The organism is Streptomyces sp. NPDC017943, assembly GCF_044328425.1.
GTDB lineage: Bacteria > Actinomycetota > Actinomycetes > Streptomycetales > Streptomycetaceae > Streptomyces > Streptomyces djakartensis_A.
On sequence record NZ_JBIRHH010000012.1, the window covers coordinates 127,870 to 143,617 of the forward strand.

Here is a 15,748-nt window from a genome sequence, read left to right on the forward strand (position 1 = left end):
GAGACCCCGCAGCACCCCGCCCCCGACCTGCGGTCAGCCGACCTGAACGACCGCCGGCGGCACCGCGAGGGAGACTTCCGCCGGGCCCCCGCCCACCGCCGAGGAGGCCCGGGCCCGCCGCACATGAGACCTCCCGGGCGCGCCTCATGTGACGTCCCGGGCGCGCCGCGTGCGAGTACCCCGGCGCCCCGCCCGCGGCCCGCGGCAGCCGCCACCGGGCTACTGCTCCGCCGCCGGGCCCCGAGCCTGCCGCCCGCGGCTCGCCGCGGGGAGGGCGTCCGCGAGGTGCGGCACGGCGCCGGTGGGACGCGGCGAGGGCGCCCCGGTTCGTCCCGGGGCGCCCTCGATGCCGTGCACGGAGAGTCGGTCAGGTCTTCTTGCCCGACCCCGCCTCGTCCCGGGCCGCGTCCCTGGCCTCGTCCTTCTCCGCCGCGCCGGCCGGCTCGCCGGGGGTCTTCCCGGCGGGCTCGCCGCCCTCGTCCGCCGCCTCGGTCTTCTCCTCGCCGTCGGCTCCGGCACCGGCTCCGGACTCGTCCGCCGGGGCCGTCGCCCCCGGCTCCACGACGTCCTCCCGGCCGGGCCGCTTCTTCGCCGACACCACGAAGTACGTCACCGCGAGCAGGAACACCAGGATCGCGGTCCACACGTTCAGCCGCAGGCCCAGGACGTGGTGCGCGTCGTCGACTCGCATGTACTCGATCCAGGCGCGGCCCGAGCAGTACGCGGCGACGTACAGGGCGAACGCCCGGCCGTGGCCCAGCCGGAAGCGGCGGTCGGCCCAGATGACCAGCACCGCCACGCCCACGCACCACAGCGACTCGTACAGGAACGTCGGGTGGTAGGTGCCCGGGACCCGCCCGTCGGAGGAGGAGGTGATCTCCAGGGCCCACGGCAGATCGGTGGGCTTGCCGTACAGCTCCTGGTTGAACCAGTTGCCCCAGCGGCCGATGGCCTGCGCGAGGGCGATGCCGGGCGCGACGGCGTCGGCGTAGGCCGGCATGGGGATGCCCCGGCGGCGGCAGCCGATCCAGGCACCCAGCGCGCCCAGCGCGATCGCGCCCCAGATGCCGAGGCCGCCCTCCCAGATCTTGAAGGCGTCCACCCAGTCACGGCCCTCGCTGAAGTACAGCTCGTAGTCCGTGATCACGTGGTAGAGGCGCCCGCCGACCAGGCCGAAGGGCACGGCCCAGACAGCGATGTCGGCCACCGTGCCGGCCCGCCCGCCCCGGGCGATCCACCGCCTGTTGCCGAGCCAGACGGCAACGAAGACGCCGATGATGATGCAGAACGCGTAGCCGCGCAGCGGAATGGGGCCGAGGTACAGCACCCCGCGCGACGGGCTGGGAATGAAGGCAAGTTCCATGGCAAGGTCGACGCTACCGTGCCGGACCGGGCCCGGGGCGGGCGGCCCGGCTACGGGTCCATAACAGGGGCCGGGGGGCGCCCCCCTATCCCTGGTTCGCCTGCTCCACCATCTGCTTGAGCTTGGCCGGGGTCATCGTCCGGTCCTGGTAGATGTTCTTGCCGTCGAACAGCACGGTCGGCGTGCCGGAGAAGTCGCCCTTGTCGAACGCCTGGTGCGACTTGGCGACCCAGGCGTTGTGCGTGCCCTTCTCGACGCACGTGCGGAACGCGGGCGTGTCCAGGCCGTCCACCTTGCCGGCCAGCTCGATCAGCTTGGCGTTGTCCGCGTAGGCGTCGTCGACCTCCTGCGGCTGGTTGTCGAAGAGCACGTCGTGGTACGCGGGGAACTTCCCGGCGTCCTGGGCGCAGGCCGCCGCGTTGGCCGCGTTGCGCGAGCCGCTGCCGCGCATGTTGCCGTCGATGAGGGTGACCAGGTGGTACTCGACCTTGAGCCGGCCGGCCTCGGTCAGCTCGTGGATCACCGGCCGGTAGACCGTCTCGAAGGACTTGCAGGCGGGGCAGCGGAAGTCCTCCCACACCGTGAGCGTGGACTTGGCGCCGTCCTTGCCGACCGGGATGGCCAGGCTGTCCTTGCCCTGCGCTCCCGAGGGGGCCACGACCGGGCCCGAGGCCTCGTCGCCCTCGTCCTTCCCGGCGTTGGCGGCGACGACGCCGATCACCGCCGCGAGTGCCAGGACACCGACGACGGCACCGCCCACGATCAGGGCGCGCCGGCGCTTGTCCGCGGACTTCTGCTTCTCGCGCTCGACCGCCAGCCGCTCACGGGCGGTGCGCTTTCCCTCACGGTTCTTCTCGCTCACACCCCGGAAACGAACAGGGGAGACGCACCGCGCCTCCCCGGCTCCAGGTCCACCCGTACGAGGGACCCGTATGACTTCCGGTCGTGCTACGCCTGTCCGCGCACGCCCTGGGCGAGGTCGCCGGCGAGCGTGCGCACGGCCTCGACGCCGGCCGCCGCGTCGGGCGCGTCGAGCATGGCCTTGACGAAGGCCGAGCCGACGATCACGCCGTCGGCGAAGCCCGCGACCTCGGCGGCCTGGGCGGGGGTGGAGACGCCCAGGCCGACGCAGACCGGCAGGTCCGTCCCGCTGGCCCGGGTGCGTTCCACCAGGTCCTGGGCCTGGTTGCTGACGCTGGCGCGGGTGCCGGTGACGCCCATGAGGGAGGCGGCGTACACGAAGCCGCTGCCCGCCGCGGTGATCTGCGCGAGCCGCTCGTCCTTGCTGCTGGGGGCGACGACGAAGACGGTGGCGAGACCGTGCTTCTCCGCGTGCTCCCTCCACAGCGCCGACTCCTGCACGGGCAGGTCGGGCAGGATGCACCCGGCGCCGCCCGCCTCGGCCAGCTCGGCCGTGAACCGCTCCACGCCGTAGCGGTCGATGGGGTTCCAGTACGTCATGACGAGGATGGGCTTGCCGGTGGCCGCGTGGGCCTCGCGGACGGTGCGCATCACGTCGGCGATCTTCACGCCGCCGCGCAGGGCGATGTCGTCGGCGGTCTGGATGACGGGGCCGTCCAGGACCGGGTCGCTGTGCGGCAGGCCCACCTCGACGACGTCGGCGCCGCCGTCGATGACGGCCTTGATCGCGTCGATGCCGCCGTCCACGGTCGGGAAGCCGGCCGGGAGGTAGGCGATCAGCGCCGCGCGCCCCTCGGACCGGGCCGCGGCCAGGGTGTCGCTCAACAGCCGGATGTTGCCGCTCACTTGGCGTCCCCCTCGATCTCGGCGGTGCCGGAGGCGTCCTCGGCGACCTGGGCGTCGGTGTCGTACAGGCCGAAGTAGCGCGCGGCGGTGTCCATGTCCTTGTCGCCGCGCCCGGAGAGGTTGACCACGATCAGCCCGTCCTCGCCGAGTTCCCGGCCCACCTCGAGGGCGCCGGCCAGGGCGTGGGCGCTCTCGATGGCGGGGATGATGCCCTCGGTGCGGGACAGCAGGCGCAGGGCCTGCATGGCCGCGTCGTCGGTGACCGCGCGGTACTCGCCGCGGCCGGAGTCCTTCAGGTGGGAGTGCTCGGGGCCGATGCCCGGGTAGTCCAGGCCGGCCGAGATCGAGTAGGGCTCGGTGATCTGGCCCTCCTCGTCCTGCAGGACGTAGGACCGGGAGCCGTGCAGGATGCCCGGCTCGCCCGCGGTGAGGGTCGCCGCGTGCTCGCCGGTGTCGACGCCGTGCCCGGCGGGCTCGCAGCCGATGAGGCGGACGCCCTCGTCGGGGATGAAGGCGTGGAACAGGCCGATGGCGTTGGAGCCGCCGCCGACGCAGGCGATCGCGGCGTCGGGCAGGCGCCCGGCGCGCTCCAGGAGCTGGCGGCGGGCCTCGACGCCGATGACGCGGTGGAAGTCGCGGACCATGGCCGGGAAGGGGTGCGGTCCGGCGACCGTGCCGAAGAGGTAGTGGGTGCGGTCGACGTTGGCGACCCAGTCCCGGAACGCCTCGTTGATGGCGTCCTTGAGCGTGCGGCTGCCGGACTTCACGGCGATGACCTCGGCGCCGAGCATGCGCATGCGGGCCACGTTGAGGGCCTGGCGCTGCGTGTCGATCTCGCCCATGTAGATGGTGCAGTCGAGGCCGAAGAGGGCGCAGGCGGTGGCGGTCGCGACACCGTGCTGGCCGGCGCCGGTCTCGGCGATGACCCGGGTCTTGCCCATGCGCTTGGTGAGCAGAGCCTGGCCGAGCACGTTGTTGATCTTGTGCGAGCCGGTGTGGTTCAGGTCCTCGCGCTTGAGGAAGACGCGTGCGCCGCCGGCGTGCTCGGCGAAGCGGGGCACCTCCGTGAGGGCGGAGGGGCGGCCGGTGTAGTCGGCCAGGAGGCCGTCGAGCTCCTTGGCGAACTCCGGGTCGTGCTTGGCCTTGTCGTACTCGACGGCCACCTCGTCGACGGCGGCGACGAGGGCCTCGGGGATGAACTTGCCGCCGAAGGCCCCGAAGTAGCCCTCGGGGTCGGGTGATTGACCTTCGGGGTCGGGGATGAAGAACTGGCTGGGCATGCGGATACCTCACGGTGAGTGTGGGTGGATCACTGATCGCCGTGGGGGCAGGGCTGTGTCGTCGACCGCGGGCCGTGTGTGGCGTCGCGCAGTTCCCCGCGCCCCTAACGGGCGCGCTGCCATCGCATGCCGTTGACCTGGCCCGGCTCGTCGCCGATGACGTACCGGACGCGGCGGCCGTGGACCCGGCGGGCGGGCGCACGGCAGCCGCGGGGGCGGCAGCCGCGCGCGAGGCGGGCGTACCGGTCCACGGTCGTCAGGATGGTCGTCATCGGGGCAAGCCTAGCGGCAGATCAGCTCCGGCCGTGCCGGAGAGCGGGGTGTTCGCCGGCGGCCACCAGGTCCGACACCGCCGTCCTCGGGTCCTTGCCGGTGACGAGGGACTCGCCCACCAGGACCGCGTCGGCGCCGGCGTTGGCGTAGGCGATGAGGTCGTGCGGGCCGCGCACGCCGGACTCGGCGATCTTGACGATGTGGTCCGGGATCTCGGGGGCCACACGCTCGAAGGTGCCGCGGTCGACCTCGAGGGTCTTCAGGTTGCGGGCGTTGACGCCGATCACCCGGGCGCCCGCGTCGACGGCGCGGTCCACCTCGTCCTCGTCGTGCACCTCGACCAGCGGGGTGAGCCCGATGGACTCGGCCCGCTCGATGAGGGACTCCAGGGCCGGCTGGTCGAGGGCGGCGACGATCAGCAGGGCGACGTCGGCGCCGTAGGCGCGGGCCTCCCACAGCTGGTACGAGGTGACGATGAAGTCCTTGCGCAGCACCGGGATGTCCACCCGGGCGCGCACGGCCTCCAGGTCGGCGAGCGAACCGCCGAAGCGGCGCTGCTCGGTGAGGACGGAGATGACGGCGGCGCCGCCCGCCTCGTAGTCCGCGGCGAGGCCGGCCGGGTCGGCGATGGCGGCCAGGGCGCCCTTGGAGGGGCTGGAGCGCTTGACCTCGCAGATGACCTTGACGCCGTCGCCGCGCAGTGCGGCCGCGCCGTCCTTGGCGGCGGGAGCCTTCGCCGCGCGCTCCTTGAGCTCGTCGAGGCTGACGCGCGCCTGCCGCTCATCGAGGTCGGCTCGGACTCCGTCGATGATCTCGTCGAGCACACTCACGCGAGCGGCCCCCTTCCAGACTCTTGACAGTTCCAGCGACCGATCGAAAACCGATGGTCACTGCGATGGTATCCGCAGCGGGGCGTAGGCCTCACATCCGGTTGACGCCGGTCCCACTACCTGGACATACCGGAGTGGATCAAGGATGGAGCCAGCCACCGAAGGGCAGGTTCCGGACAACCGTGAAGACCAGCAGCAATGCCCCGAGGCTCCACATCAGCGCGGCGGGAGGGTCGATCCGCAGCGGGCGCCCGCGGACGGCGTGGACCACCCAGACGGTCCAGAGCACCGCGAAGGCGAGGTAGCCGGCGACCGCGAGGGCGTTGCCCTGGAGGGCGGCGGAAAGGTCGCCGTGGACGAAGGCGTGGGCGCTGCGCAGCCCGCCGCAGCCGGGGCAGTACAGGCCCGTGTAGCGCAGCAGCGGGCAGGCCGGGTAGTGGCCGGGTTCGTTGGGGTCCACCGCGCCGACGTAGGCGAAGGCGGCCGCGACGGCCGCGAGCACCCCGGCGGGGACCGCGAGACGGCCCGGGAGGCCGGTCGGCACCCGGCGGCGGTCGGTGTTCACACCAGGCATTGTGCCCCGGGCACGCGCGAGGGGCGGCCGCGGCACGTGCGTGCCGGCCGCCCCTCGTGCGAGGACGCCCGAGGGCGCCGTCCTCAGCCCTGGGCGCCCGCCGGCTCGCGGTCGCCGGTGGTCTGGTGCGGCTGGTGGTGCTCCTTCGGCTGGCCCAGGCCCATCATGCGCATGATGCCGCCGACGACACCGCCGAGGAGGGTGAGCGCGATGCCCGCCCAGAAGCCCGCGGGCTGGTCCATCACCATGAAGGCGCCCGCGACGCAGAAACCGATGAAGGCGATGATGACACCGGTCCAGGCGGCCGGGGTGTGACCGTGGCTGCTGCCCGCCATTGCTTGCTCCTCGTTGCTGTGTGCGTGTCTGAGCAGGACGCTCGGGGACATTGTCCCGCACGCGCGCCCGCCGGGTCACCGGGGGTGGGCCCGGCGCTCACCCGTGCGGCTCAGGCGCCGGTCGGGTCCTCGCCCCGGTCCAGCGCCTTCCACAGGTCCTCGGGCCGCTCGGGGTCGGCGGCCGGGGCCGCGCGGCGCGGCTGGGGCCGGCCGGCGCCGCGTTCGTAGCGGCCGGACATCCCCGGCCACAGGCGGCCGTAGCGCAGGGCGAGCAGCCCGGCGAGCAGGATCAGGACGCCGCCGGCGGCCGCGATGTACGGCCATGCGGTGTGGCTGAGGGCGCCGACGGAGGCGGAGGTGTCGCCGGTGGCCTGGGCGGCCTGCTCGTCGAGCGCGGAGCTGTCGGAGGCGCCCAGCAGGGCCGCGACGACGATGCCGGCGCCGGACAGGGCGAGCAGCGCGGCGACGACGAGGCGGCCGGCGCGGCGCACGGCGAACACGGCGACGAGCGCGGCGAGGCCGACTATGGCGAGCGCCGCGGGGACGCCCGTGACGTCGCTGCCCCTGGCGGTGAGGGGGAACGCGCCGCCGGCCACCGTCGCGGTGCCCTCCGACCACTGCTGCCGGGTGGCGAGCAGGGCCACGGCCGCGCCGAGCGCGCCGCCCAGCAGGGCGACGGCGAGGCTCAGGCGGCCGGCCCGGGCGGGTCCGGCGGCTTCGGAACGGGGGTGAGGTACGGCAGTCACGTACTCCACTATCGCCTGAACCCGGGGCGATACGTCACCCGGGGTTCGTCTCAGGCCCCGCCCAGCCGGTTGGCGGTGTGCACCGCGCGCAGCACCGCGGCCGCCTTGTTGCGGCACTCGGTGTCCTCGGCGACGGGGTCCGAGTCGGCGACGACACCCGCTCCGGCCTGCACGTACGCGGTGCCGTCGCGCAGGAGGGCGGTGCGGATGGCGATGGCGGTGTCGGAGTCGCCGGCGAAGTCGAGGTAGCCGACGCAGCCGCCGTACAGCCCGCGCCGGGACGGCTCGAGTTCGTCGATGATCTGCATCGCGCGGGGCTTGGGGGCGCCGGAGAGGGTCCCGGCCGGGAAGCAGGCGGTGAGGACGTCGAAGGCGCTGCGGCCGGGCGCCACCCGGCCGGTGACCGTGGAGACGATGTGCATCACGTGCGAGTAGCGCTCGACGGACATGAAGTCGACGACCTCGACCGAGCCGGGCTCGCAGACGCGGCCCAGGTCGTTGCGGCCCAGGTCGACGAGCATGAGGTGCTCGGCGCGCTCCTTGGGGTCGGCCAGCAGTTCCTCGGCGAGGGCCTGGTCCTCCTGCGGGGTGGCGCCGCGCCGGCGGGTGCCCGCGATGGGGTGCACCATGGCCCGGCCGTCCTCGACCTTGACCAGGGCCTCGGGCGAGGAGCCGACGACGTCGAACCCGTCGAAGCGGAAGAGGTACATGTACGGCGAGGGGTTGGTGGCCCGCAGCACCCGGTAGACGTCCAGGGCGCTCGCCGTGCAGGGCGTCTCGAAGCGCTGGGAGGGCACGACCTGGAAGGCCTCGCCGGCCCGGATGCGCTCCTTGATGTCCTCGACGGCCTCCTGGTAGTCGGGGCCGCCCCACAGCGCGGTGTACGCGGGCAGTTCGGAGGGCGGGAGCACGGCCGGGGGCTGGGGGACCGGGCGGGTCAGGTCGGCCTGCATGGCGTCGAGGCGGGCCACCGCGTCCGCGTGGGCCTCGTCGACGCCCGTCTCCAGGTCGTTGTGGTTGATCGCGTTGGCGATCAGCAGGACCGAGCCCTCCCAGTGGTCCATGACGGCGAGGTCGCTGGTCAGCAGCATGGTCAGTTCGGGCAGCCGGAGGTCGTCGCGCTCGCCGGGGCCGATCTTCTCCAGGCGGCGGACGATGTCGTAGCCGAGGTAGCCGACCATGCCGCCGGTGAAGGGCGGCAGGCCCTCCTGGTGGGGGGTGTGCAGGGCCTCGATGGTGGCCCGCAGCGCGGCGAGCGGGTCGCCGCCGGTGGGGACGCCGACGGGCGGGGCGCCGAGCCAGTGGGCCTCGCCGTCGCGCTCGGTCAGGGTGGCGGCGCTGCGGACGCCGACGAAGGAGTACCGGGACCAGGAGCGGCCGTTCTCCGCCGACTCCAGCAGGAAGGTGCCGGGGCGCTCCGCGGCGAGCTTGCGGTAGAGCGCCACCGGGGTGTCGCCGTCGGCGAGGAGCTTGCGGGTGACGGGGATGACCCGCCGGTCGGTGGCGAGCTTGCGGAACGTCTCGAGGTCCATGGCCAGTGACCTTACTGATCCGTGCCGGGGGCGCCGGTGCCGCCGTCCTTCAGCAGCACGTCCTCGTCGAAGCAGGTGCGCGCCCCGGTGTGGCAGGCCGCGCCGACCTGGTCGACCTGGACCAGGAGTGTGTCGGCGTCGCAGTCCAGCGCGACGGACTTCACCCACTGGACGTGGCCGGAGGTGTCGCCCTTGACCCAGTACTCGCGGCGGCTGCGCGACCAGTACGTGCACCGGCCGGTGGTCAGGGTGCGGTGCAGGGCCTCGTCGTCCATCCAGCCGAGCATGAGCACCTCTTTGGTGTCGTACTGCTGGGCGATGGCGGGCAGGAGGCCGTCGGCGCTGCGCTTGAGGCGCGCGGCGATCTCCGGGTCGAGGCGGCCGGGCCGGTCGGGCGTGCTGGTCATGCCGACCATTGTGCCGCGCCGCGCCGCCGGACCCTCTCCGGTGTCCACTGGGCGGACCGGCGCGGCGGTCCGACCGGCACGTCCGCTGGGCGGACCGGGGGGCCGGTCGTAGGCTGGCCGCATGTCGACCCATGCCAAGCGTGAACGACTTCTCCTCGCCGACCTGTTGGAGACCGCGGGCCCGGACGCGCCCACCCTGTGCGAGGGCTGGCTGACCCGGGACCTCGCCGCCCACGTGGTGGTGCGCGAGCGCCGCCCGGACGCCGCCGGAGGCATGCTGATCAAACAGCTCGCGTCCCGGCTCGACCGGGTGATGGCCGAGTACTCGGACAAGCCGTACGAGGAGCTGATCCAGCTGATCCGCACGGGTCCGCCGCGCTTCTCCCCGTTCTCCCTCAAGCCCGTCGACGAGGCGTCGAACATCGTCGAGTTCTACGTCCACACCGAGGACGTGCGACGCGCCCAGCCGGACTGGTCCCCGCGCGAGCTCGACCCGGTCTTCCAGGACGCGCTGTGGTCCCGCCTGGAGCGCACCGCCCGGCTGATGGGCCGGGGTGTCCCGACGGGCCTGGTGCTGCGCCGCCCGGACGGCCAGACGGCGGTCGCCCACCGCGGCACGCCGGTCGTCACGGTCACCGGCGAGCCGTCCGAACTCGTCCTGTTCTCCTACGGCCGCCAGAGCGCGGCCAAGGTGGACCTGGCCGGCGACGAGAACGCCATCACCAAGCTCCGGCAGTCGAAGCAGCTCGGGATCTGAGAAGGCCCCGGTCGCGTGGCGCGGCCGGGGCATCTCTGTGGGGCGGGAGCTCACCGCACCGGGTGGCCCGCTTCCCGCAGGGTCTGCTTGACCTGGCCGATGCGCAGGTCGCCGAAGTGGAAGACCGACGCGGCCAGGACCGCGTCCGCGCCCGCCTCGACGGCCGGCGGGAAGTCGGCCAGGGCGCCCGCGCCGCCCGAGGCGATGACCGGGACCGTGACGTGCTTGCGGACGGCGCGGATCATCTCCAGGTCGTAGCCGTCCTTCGTGCCGTCCGCGTCCATCGAGTTGAGCAGGATCTCCCCCGCGCCCAACTCGGCGGCCCGGTGGGCCCATTCGACGGCGTCGATGCCGGTGCCGCGGCGGCCTCCGTGGGTGGTCACCTCGAAGGAGCCCGATGCGGTGCGGCGCGCGTCGACCGACAGGACCAGGACCTGGCGGCCGAAGCGCTCGGCGATCTCGCGGATCAGCTCCGGGCGTGCGATGGCCGCCGTGTTGACGCCGACCTTGTCGGCACCGGCCCGCAGCAGCCTGTCCACGTCCTCGGCCGTGCGCACGCCGCCGCCGACCGTGAGCGGGATGAACACCTGCTCGGCCGTGCGGCGCACCACGTCGTAGGTGGTCTCCCGGTCGCCCGACGAGGCGGTGATGTCCAGGAACGTCAGCTCGTCGGCGCCCTCGGCGTCGTACACCTTCGCCATCTCGACGGGGTCGCCCGCGTCGCGCAGGTTCTGGAAGTTGACGCCCTTGACGACCCGGCCGTTGTCCACGTCCAGGCAGGGGATGACTCGGACCGCCAGGGTCATGAATCGTGCTCCTCTAGTGTTCCGCTGAGGGAGTGCCTCTGAATGCTTCGACTTCCACCGACACCAGGACCCGGGAGTCGATGAACCCCTGCACGACCAGCAGGGTCGCGGCCGGGCGCACGGCGTCGAACAGCTCCTGGTGGGCCCGTCCGACCGCCTCCACGTCCCGCGCGTGGGCCAGGTGGACCCGGGTGCGGATCACCGAGTCGGCGGTGAGGCCGAACTCGGCGATCGCCTCCAGAGCGGTGGTGAAGGCCACCTTGGCCTGTTCGTAGGGGTCGCCCTCGCCGTAGAGCACGTCGCCCTTGAAGGCGGTCGTGCCCGCGACGAGCACACGGTCACCCGCCGCCACGGCCCGTGCAAAACCGAAGGACTCTTCCCAGGGACTTCCGCTCTGCACACGCCGTACGGCTTCGGACGTCATGACGACACAGCCTCCAAGGCTTCTTCCAGGGTGAACGCCTTCGCGTACAGCGCCTTCCCTACGATCGCGCCCTCGACACCGGCCGGTACCAGACCGGCGATCGCGCGCAGGTCGTCCAGGGAGGACACGCCGCCGGAGGCGACGACCGGCCGGTCGGTGGCCGCGCAGACGTTCTTCAGCAGCTCCAGGTTGGGGCCCTGGAGGGTGCCGTCCTTGGCGATGTCGGTGACGACGTAGCGGGCGCAGCCCTCCTTGTTCAGGCGCTCCAGCGTCTCGTAGAGGTCGCCGCCGTCGCGGGTCCAGCCGCGGCCGCGCAGGGTGGTGCCCCGCACGTCCAGGCCCACCGCGATCTTGTCGCCGTGCTCGGCGATGACCTTGGCGACCCACTCGGGGGTCTCCAGGGCGGCCGTGCCCAGGTTGACGCGGGTGCAGCCGGTGGCGAGGGCGGCGGCGAGGGTGTCGTCGTCGCGGATGCCGCCGGACAGCTCCACCTTGATGTCCATGGCCCCGGCGACCTCGGCGATCAGCTCGCGGTTGTCGCCGGTGCCGAACGCCGCGTCCAGGTCGACCAGGTGCAGCCACTCCGCCCCGGAACGCTGCCAGGCCAGGGCGGCCTCCAGCGGGGAGCCGTAGGAGGTCTCCGTGCCGGACTCGCCGTGCACCAGGCGGACCGCCTGGCCGTCACGGACGTCGACGGCGGGCAGGAGTTCGAGCTTCGAAGCCATCAGAGGGTTCCGATCCAGTTGTTCAGCAGCTGGGCTCCGGCGTCGCCGGACTTCTCGGGGTGGAACTGCGTGGCCCACAGGGCGCCGTTCTCGACGGCGGCGACGAACGGCTTGCCGTGCGTGGACCAGGTGACCTTGGGGGCCTCGATCGTCGGGTTGTGGGTCTCCAGGGACCAGTCGTGGACGGCGTAGGAGTGCACGAAGTAGAAGCGGGCGTCCGCGTCGAGGCCGGCGAACAGCCGCGAACCGGGCGCGGCCTCCACGGTGTTCCAGCCCATGTGGGGCACGACCTCGGCCTGGAGCGGCTCGACCGACCCGGGCCACTCGTCGAGTCCGTCGCTCTCGACGCCGTGCTCGATGCCGCGCGCGAAGAGGATCTGCATGCCGACGCAGATGCCCATGACGGGCCGGCCGCCGGACAGGCGGCGGTCGACGATCCAGTCGCCGCGCGCCTCGCGCAGCCCCGTCATGCAGGAGGCGAAGGCGCCGACGCCGGGCACGAGCAGGCCGTCGGCGTTCATGGCCTTGTCGTAGTCACGGGTGATCTCGACGTCGGCTCCCGCGCGGGCGAGGGCGCGCTCGGCGGAGCGGACGTTGCCGAAGCCGTAGTCGAAGACGACGACCTTCTTCCGCGTCTTCAGGGGGCTGCTCAATTCCACACCTCCAGTCGCACGACGCCGGCGACGAGGCACATGGCCGCGCCGATCGACAGCAGCACGATCAGGCCCTTGGGCATCTTCTGCTTCACGAACGAGTAGACACCGCCGGCGAGGAACAGGCCGACGACGATCAGCAGGGTCGAGATGCCGCTCACAGGGCGCCCTTCGTGGAGGGGAGAATGCCGGCCGCGCGCGGGTCGCGCTCGGAGGCGTAGCGCAGGGCCCGGGCCAGCGCCTTGAACTGGCACTCCACGATGTGGTGCGCGTTGCGCCCGTAGGGCACGTGCACGTGCAGGGCGATCTGCGCCTGGGCCACGAAGGACTCCAGGATGTGCCGGGTCATGGTGGTGTCGTACTCGCCGATCATCGGCGCCATCTTCTCCGGCTCGGTGTGCACGAGGTAGGGGCGGCCGGACAGGTCGACGGTGACCTGGGCGAGGGACTCGTCCAGCGGGACCGTGCAGTTGCCGAAGCGGTAGATGCCGACCTTGTCGCCGAGGGCCTGCCGGAAGGCGGCGCCGAGGGCGAGGGCGGTGTCCTCGATCGTGTGGTGCGAGTCGATGTGCAGGTCGCCCTCGGTCTTCACGGTCAGGTCGAACAGACCGTGCCGGCCGAGCTGGTCGAGCATGTGGTCGTAGAAGCCGACGCCGGTGGAGATCTCCGTCTTGCCGGTGCCGTCGAGGTCCAACTCGACGAGGACCGAGGTCTCCTTGGTCGTCCGCTCCACGCGTCCGATGCGGCTCATTGACTCTGCTCCTTCTTCAGTGCACGGACCGCGTCGAGGAACGCGTCGTTCTCTTCGGGGGTGCCGGCCGACACGCGCAGCCACCCGGGGATGCCGTTGTCCCGTACCAGCACCCCGTGGTCGAGGATCGAGCGCCAGGCCGCGTGCGCGCCGCCCTCGCCGTCGAACCGCCCGAACTGGACGAAGTTCGCGTCGGAGTCGACGACCTCGTAGCCGGCCGCCCGCAGCTCGGTGACCAGGCGGTCCCGTTCGGCCTTCAGCTGTTCCACATAACCGAGCAGCGTGTCCGTGTGTTCCAGGGCGGCCAGGGCGGTCGCCTGGGTGACGGCGGACAGGTGGTACGGCAGCCGGACCAGCTGGACCGCGTCGACGACGGCCGGGTGGGCGGCCAGGTAGCCCAGGCGCAGGCCCGCCGCGCCGAACGCCTTGGACATGGTGCGCGAGACGACGAGGTTCGGGCGCCCCTCGAGCAGCGGCAGCAGCGAGTCGCCGTGGCTGAACTCGATGTACGCCTCGTCGACCACCACCATCGACGGCTTCGCCGCCTGCGCGGCCTCGTACAGCGCGAGGACGGTCTCGCGCGGGACGGCGTTGCCCGTGGGGTTGTTGGGGGTGGTGACGAAGACCACGTCGGGCCGGTGCTCGGCGATGGCCTGCTCGGCGGCGGCGAGGTCGATCGTGAAGTCGGCACCGCGGGGCCCGGAGATCCAGCCCGTCCCGGTGCCCCGCGCGATGAGCGCGTGCATCGAGTACGACGGCTCGAAGCCGATCGCCGTGCGGCCCGGGCCGCCGAAGGTCTGCAGCAGCTGCTGGATGACCTCGTTGGAGCCGTTGGCCGCCCAGACGTTCGCCGGACCGACCTCGTGGCCGGAGGTGTCGGTCAGGTAGGCGGCGAGCCGGGTGCGCAGCTCGACCGCGTCCCGGTCGGGGTAGCGGTTCAGGTTCCTGGCCGCCTCCCGGACCCGCTCGGCGATGCGCTCGACCAGCGGCTCGGGCAGCGGATAGGGGTTCTCGTTGGTGTTCAGCCGTACGGGGACGTCCAGCTGGGGCGCGCCGTAGGGGGATGTGCCGCGCAGCTCGTCGCGTACGGGGAGATCGTCGATCGTCACGTCGCTCACTTGCCCTGCGGAACCTTCCAGTCGAACCTCGCCTTGATCGCCGCGCCGTGGGCCGGCAGGTCCTCCGCCTCGGCCAGCGTGACCACGTGGTGCGCGACGTCGGCCAGCGCCTCGCGCGTGTAGTCGACGACGTGGATGCCGCGCAGGAAGGACTGCACGGACAGGCCCGAGGAGTGGCAGGCGCAGCCGCCGGTGGGCAGGACGTGGTTGGACCCGGCGGCGTAGTCGCCCAGCGACACGGGCGCCCAGGGGCCGATGAAGATCGCGCCGGCGTTGCGGACCCGGTCGGCCACCGCGGCGGCGTCGGCGGTCTGGATCTCCAGGTGCTCGGCGCCGTACGCGTCGACCACCTTCAGGCCCTCCTCGACGCCGTCGACCAGGACGATCGCCGACTGCCTGCCGGACAGGGCCGGGACGATGCGGTCCTCGACGTGCTTGCTGGCGGCGACCTGCGGCTCCAGTTCCTTCTCGACGGCGTCGGCGAGGTCGGCGGAGTCGGTGACCAGGACGGCGGCGGCCAGCGGGTCGTGCTCGGCCTGGCTGATCAGGTCGGAGGCGATGTGCACCGGGTCGGCGGTGTCGTCGGCGAGGACCGCGATCTCGGTCGGGCCGGCCTCGGCGTCGATGCCGATCCTGCCGGTGAAGTAGCGCTTGGCGGCGGCGACCCAGATGTTGCCGGGGCCGGTGACCATGTTCGCGGGGGCGCAGGACTCGGTGCCGTAGGCGAACATCGCGACGGCCGTGGCACCGCCGGCCGCGTAGACCTCGTCGACGCCGAGCAGGGCGCAGGCGGCGAGGATCGTCGGGTGCGGCAGACCGCCGAAGTCGGCCTGCGCGGGCGAGGCGAGCGCGACGGACTCCACGCCGGCCTCCTGCGCGGGCACCACGTTCATGATCACGGAGGACGGGTAGACCGACCGGCCGCCGGGTGCGTACAGCCCGACGCGCTCGACCGGAACCCACTTCTCGGTCACGGTTCCGCCGGGCACGACCTGGGTGGTGTGCGTGGACCGGCGCTGCGCGCGGTGGACGGTCCGGGCACGGCGGATGGACTCCTCCAGGGCCGCGCGCACGGCCGGGTCGAGCTCCTCCAGCGCGCGGGTGAGCGCGGCGGCGGGGACGCGCACCTGGTCGAGCCGGACCCCGTCGAACCGCTCGGCCGCGTCGATCAGCGCCGCGTCGCCCCGATGATGCACGTCCTCGCAGATCGGACGCACCTTGTCCAGGGCGGCCTGTACATCGAAGTCGGCTCGGGGCAGCAGGTCACGCAGGGCGGGGCCCTCGACGAGGGCGTCGCCGCGCAGATCGATTCGGGAGATCACGTGCTCAATTCTCTCAGACCCGGGTGAGGCACTGTCCGCGCGTATCAATGGCTGATACAACGCGCCGCGGATTCCGGAAGACCGC

General features: G+C 72.8%; 20 protein-coding genes. 1 reads left to right on the top strand and 19 read right to left on the bottom strand.

What is annotated here, in order from left to right:
* Positions 1-367: 367 nt before the first annotated feature.
* From lgt to hisI, 11 genes are all read right to left on the bottom strand, one after another.
* Positions 368-1,363 carry a prolipoprotein diacylglyceryl transferase gene (gene lgt / locus ACH4C6_RS31135; RefSeq protein WP_398111993.1) on the bottom strand — a complete coding sequence of 332 codons (996 nt, stop codon included), beginning with the start codon at positions 1,361-1,363 and terminating at the stop codon, positions 368-370.
* 85 nt (positions 1,364-1,448) lie between these two features.
* Positions 1,449-2,225: a thioredoxin domain-containing protein gene (locus tag ACH4C6_RS31140; RefSeq protein WP_398111994.1), complete on the bottom strand. Its 777-nt coding sequence runs from the start codon at positions 2,223-2,225 to the stop codon at positions 1,449-1,451.
* Positions 2,226-2,311: 86 nt separating this feature from the next.
* Positions 2,312-3,130, bottom strand: a complete 819-nt coding sequence (trpA, locus tag ACH4C6_RS31145; RefSeq protein ID WP_398111995.1) for a tryptophan synthase subunit alpha — start codon at positions 3,128-3,130, stop codon at positions 2,312-2,314.
* Positions 3,127-4,410, bottom strand: a complete 1,284-nt coding sequence (trpB, locus tag ACH4C6_RS31150; RefSeq protein WP_398111996.1) for a tryptophan synthase subunit beta — start codon at positions 4,408-4,410, stop codon at positions 3,127-3,129. The genes trpA and trpB overlap by 4 nt, the downstream gene beginning before the upstream one ends.
* A gap of 104 nt (positions 4,411-4,514) precedes the next feature.
* A complete protein-coding gene (gene trpM, locus ACH4C6_RS31155) occupies positions 4,515-4,682 on the bottom strand; it encodes a tryptophan biosynthesis modulator TrpM (protein ID WP_398111997.1) in 168 nt (55 codons plus the stop codon).
* 21 nt (positions 4,683-4,703) lie between these two features.
* Positions 4,704-5,513, bottom strand: a complete 810-nt coding sequence (trpC, locus tag ACH4C6_RS31160; RefSeq protein ID WP_398111998.1) for an indole-3-glycerol phosphate synthase TrpC — start codon at positions 5,511-5,513, stop codon at positions 4,704-4,706.
* 139 nt (positions 5,514-5,652) lie between these two features.
* Positions 5,653-6,087 (bottom strand): DUF2752 domain-containing protein, encoded by a 435-nt coding sequence (locus ACH4C6_RS31165; RefSeq protein WP_398111999.1) that lies wholly within the window; start codon positions 6,085-6,087, stop codon positions 5,653-5,655.
* Positions 6,088-6,170: 83 nt separating this feature from the next.
* A complete protein-coding gene (locus ACH4C6_RS31170; RefSeq protein ID WP_398112000.1) occupies positions 6,171-6,422 on the bottom strand; it encodes an HGxxPAAW family protein in 252 nt (83 codons plus the stop codon).
* Positions 6,423-6,532: 110 nt separating this feature from the next.
* Positions 6,533-7,177 (bottom strand): TIGR02234 family membrane protein, encoded by a 645-nt coding sequence (locus ACH4C6_RS31175; RefSeq protein WP_398112001.1) that lies wholly within the window; start codon positions 7,175-7,177, stop codon positions 6,533-6,535.
* A 41-nt stretch (positions 7,178-7,218) separates the two neighbouring features.
* The gene (locus ACH4C6_RS31180) at positions 7,219-8,700 is read right to left on the bottom strand and encodes an anthranilate synthase component I (protein ID WP_398112002.1); all 1,482 of its coding nucleotides are present in this window, start codon (positions 8,698-8,700) and stop codon (positions 7,219-7,221) included.
* Between the two features lie 11 nt (positions 8,701-8,711).
* Positions 8,712-9,107, bottom strand: coding sequence for a phosphoribosyl-AMP cyclohydrolase (gene hisI / locus ACH4C6_RS31185; protein ID WP_398112003.1), 396 nt, complete (start codon positions 9,105-9,107; stop codon positions 8,712-8,714).
* Positions 9,108-9,228: 121 nt separating this feature from the next.
* Here hisI and ACH4C6_RS31190 point away from each other — a divergent pair, with 121 nt between their 5' ends.
* The gene (locus ACH4C6_RS31190) at positions 9,229-9,864 is read left to right on the top strand and encodes a TIGR03085 family metal-binding protein (RefSeq protein ID WP_398112004.1); all 636 of its coding nucleotides are present in this window, start codon (positions 9,229-9,231) and stop codon (positions 9,862-9,864) included.
* 50 nt (positions 9,865-9,914) lie between these two features.
* Here the strand turns inward: ACH4C6_RS31190 and hisF are convergent, their stop codons facing one another.
* From hisF to hisD, 8 genes are read right to left on the bottom strand one after another with little or no spacing between them, the layout of a single operon-like run.
* Complete coding sequence (gene hisF, locus ACH4C6_RS31195; RefSeq protein ID WP_398112005.1) at positions 9,915-10,670, bottom strand: imidazole glycerol phosphate synthase subunit HisF; 756 nt, start codon at positions 10,668-10,670, stop codon at positions 9,915-9,917.
* 13 nt (positions 10,671-10,683) lie between these two features.
* Entirely contained in the window at positions 10,684-11,094 is a 411-nt protein-coding gene (locus tag ACH4C6_RS31200; protein ID WP_398112006.1) for a RidA family protein, read from the bottom strand.
* Positions 11,091-11,819, bottom strand: a complete 729-nt coding sequence (gene priA / locus ACH4C6_RS31205) for a bifunctional 1-(5-phosphoribosyl)-5-((5-phosphoribosylamino)methylideneamino)imidazole-4-carboxamide isomerase/phosphoribosylanthranilate isomerase PriA (protein WP_383503571.1) — start codon at positions 11,817-11,819, stop codon at positions 11,091-11,093. Before priA ends, ACH4C6_RS31200 begins: the two co-directional genes overlap by 4 nt.
* Positions 11,819-12,460, bottom strand: coding sequence for an imidazole glycerol phosphate synthase subunit HisH (gene hisH, locus ACH4C6_RS31210; protein WP_398112059.1), 642 nt, complete (start codon positions 12,458-12,460; stop codon positions 11,819-11,821). The genes priA and hisH overlap by 1 nt, the downstream gene beginning before the upstream one ends.
* Before the next feature lie 8 nt (positions 12,461-12,468).
* Positions 12,469-12,633 carry a hypothetical protein gene (locus ACH4C6_RS31215; RefSeq protein ID WP_398112007.1) on the bottom strand — a complete coding sequence of 55 codons (165 nt, stop codon included), beginning with the start codon at positions 12,631-12,633 and terminating at the stop codon, positions 12,469-12,471.
* Complete coding sequence (gene hisB, locus ACH4C6_RS31220; protein WP_398112008.1) at positions 12,630-13,223, bottom strand: imidazoleglycerol-phosphate dehydratase HisB; 594 nt, start codon at positions 13,221-13,223, stop codon at positions 12,630-12,632. Before hisB ends, ACH4C6_RS31215 begins: the two co-directional genes overlap by 4 nt.
* Complete coding sequence (locus tag ACH4C6_RS31225; protein ID WP_398112009.1) at positions 13,220-14,341, bottom strand: histidinol-phosphate transaminase; 1,122 nt, start codon at positions 14,339-14,341, stop codon at positions 13,220-13,222. Before ACH4C6_RS31225 ends, hisB begins: the two co-directional genes overlap by 4 nt.
* Positions 14,338-15,663 carry a histidinol dehydrogenase gene (gene hisD / locus ACH4C6_RS31230; RefSeq protein WP_398112010.1) on the bottom strand — a complete coding sequence of 442 codons (1,326 nt, stop codon included), beginning with the start codon at positions 15,661-15,663 and terminating at the stop codon, positions 14,338-14,340. The genes ACH4C6_RS31225 and hisD overlap by 4 nt, the downstream gene beginning before the upstream one ends.
* Positions 15,664-15,748: the final 85 nt, after the last annotated feature.

Coding starts and splice junctions, on each gene's coding strand:
- priA (WP_383503571.1), bottom strand. CDS start 11,819: ATGGCTTCGAAGCTCGAACTCCTGCCCGCCGTCGACGTCCGTGACGGC.
- ACH4C6_RS31170 (WP_398112000.1), bottom strand. CDS start 6,422: ATGGCGGGCAGCAGCCACGGTCACACCCCGGCCGCCTGGACCGGTGTC.
- hisI (WP_398112003.1), bottom strand. CDS start 9,107: ATGACCAGCACGCCCGACCGGCCCGGCCGCCTCGACCCGGAGATCGCC.
- ACH4C6_RS31200 (WP_398112006.1), bottom strand. CDS start 11,094: ATGACGTCCGAAGCCGTACGGCGTGTGCAGAGCGGAAGTCCCTGGGAA.
- ACH4C6_RS31180 (WP_398112002.1), bottom strand. CDS start 8,700: ATGGACCTCGAGACGTTCCGCAAGCTCGCCACCGACCGGCGGGTCATC.
- lgt (WP_398111993.1), bottom strand. CDS start 1,363: ATGGAACTTGCCTTCATTCCCAGCCCGTCGCGCGGGGTGCTGTACCTC.
- trpM (WP_398111997.1), bottom strand. CDS start 4,682: ATGACGACCATCCTGACGACCGTGGACCGGTACGCCCGCCTCGCGCGC.
- ACH4C6_RS31190 (WP_398112004.1), top strand. CDS start 9,229: ATGTCGACCCATGCCAAGCGTGAACGACTTCTCCTCGCCGACCTGTTG.
- trpB (WP_398111996.1), bottom strand. CDS start 4,410: ATGCCCAGCCAGTTCTTCATCCCCGACCCCGAAGGTCAATCACCCGAC.
- hisB (WP_398112008.1), bottom strand. CDS start 13,223: ATGAGCCGCATCGGACGCGTGGAGCGGACGACCAAGGAGACCTCGGTC.
- ACH4C6_RS31165 (WP_398111999.1), bottom strand. CDS start 6,087: ATGCCTGGTGTGAACACCGACCGCCGCCGGGTGCCGACCGGCCTCCCG.
- hisF (WP_398112005.1), bottom strand. CDS start 10,670: ATGACCCTGGCGGTCCGAGTCATCCCCTGCCTGGACGTGGACAACGGC.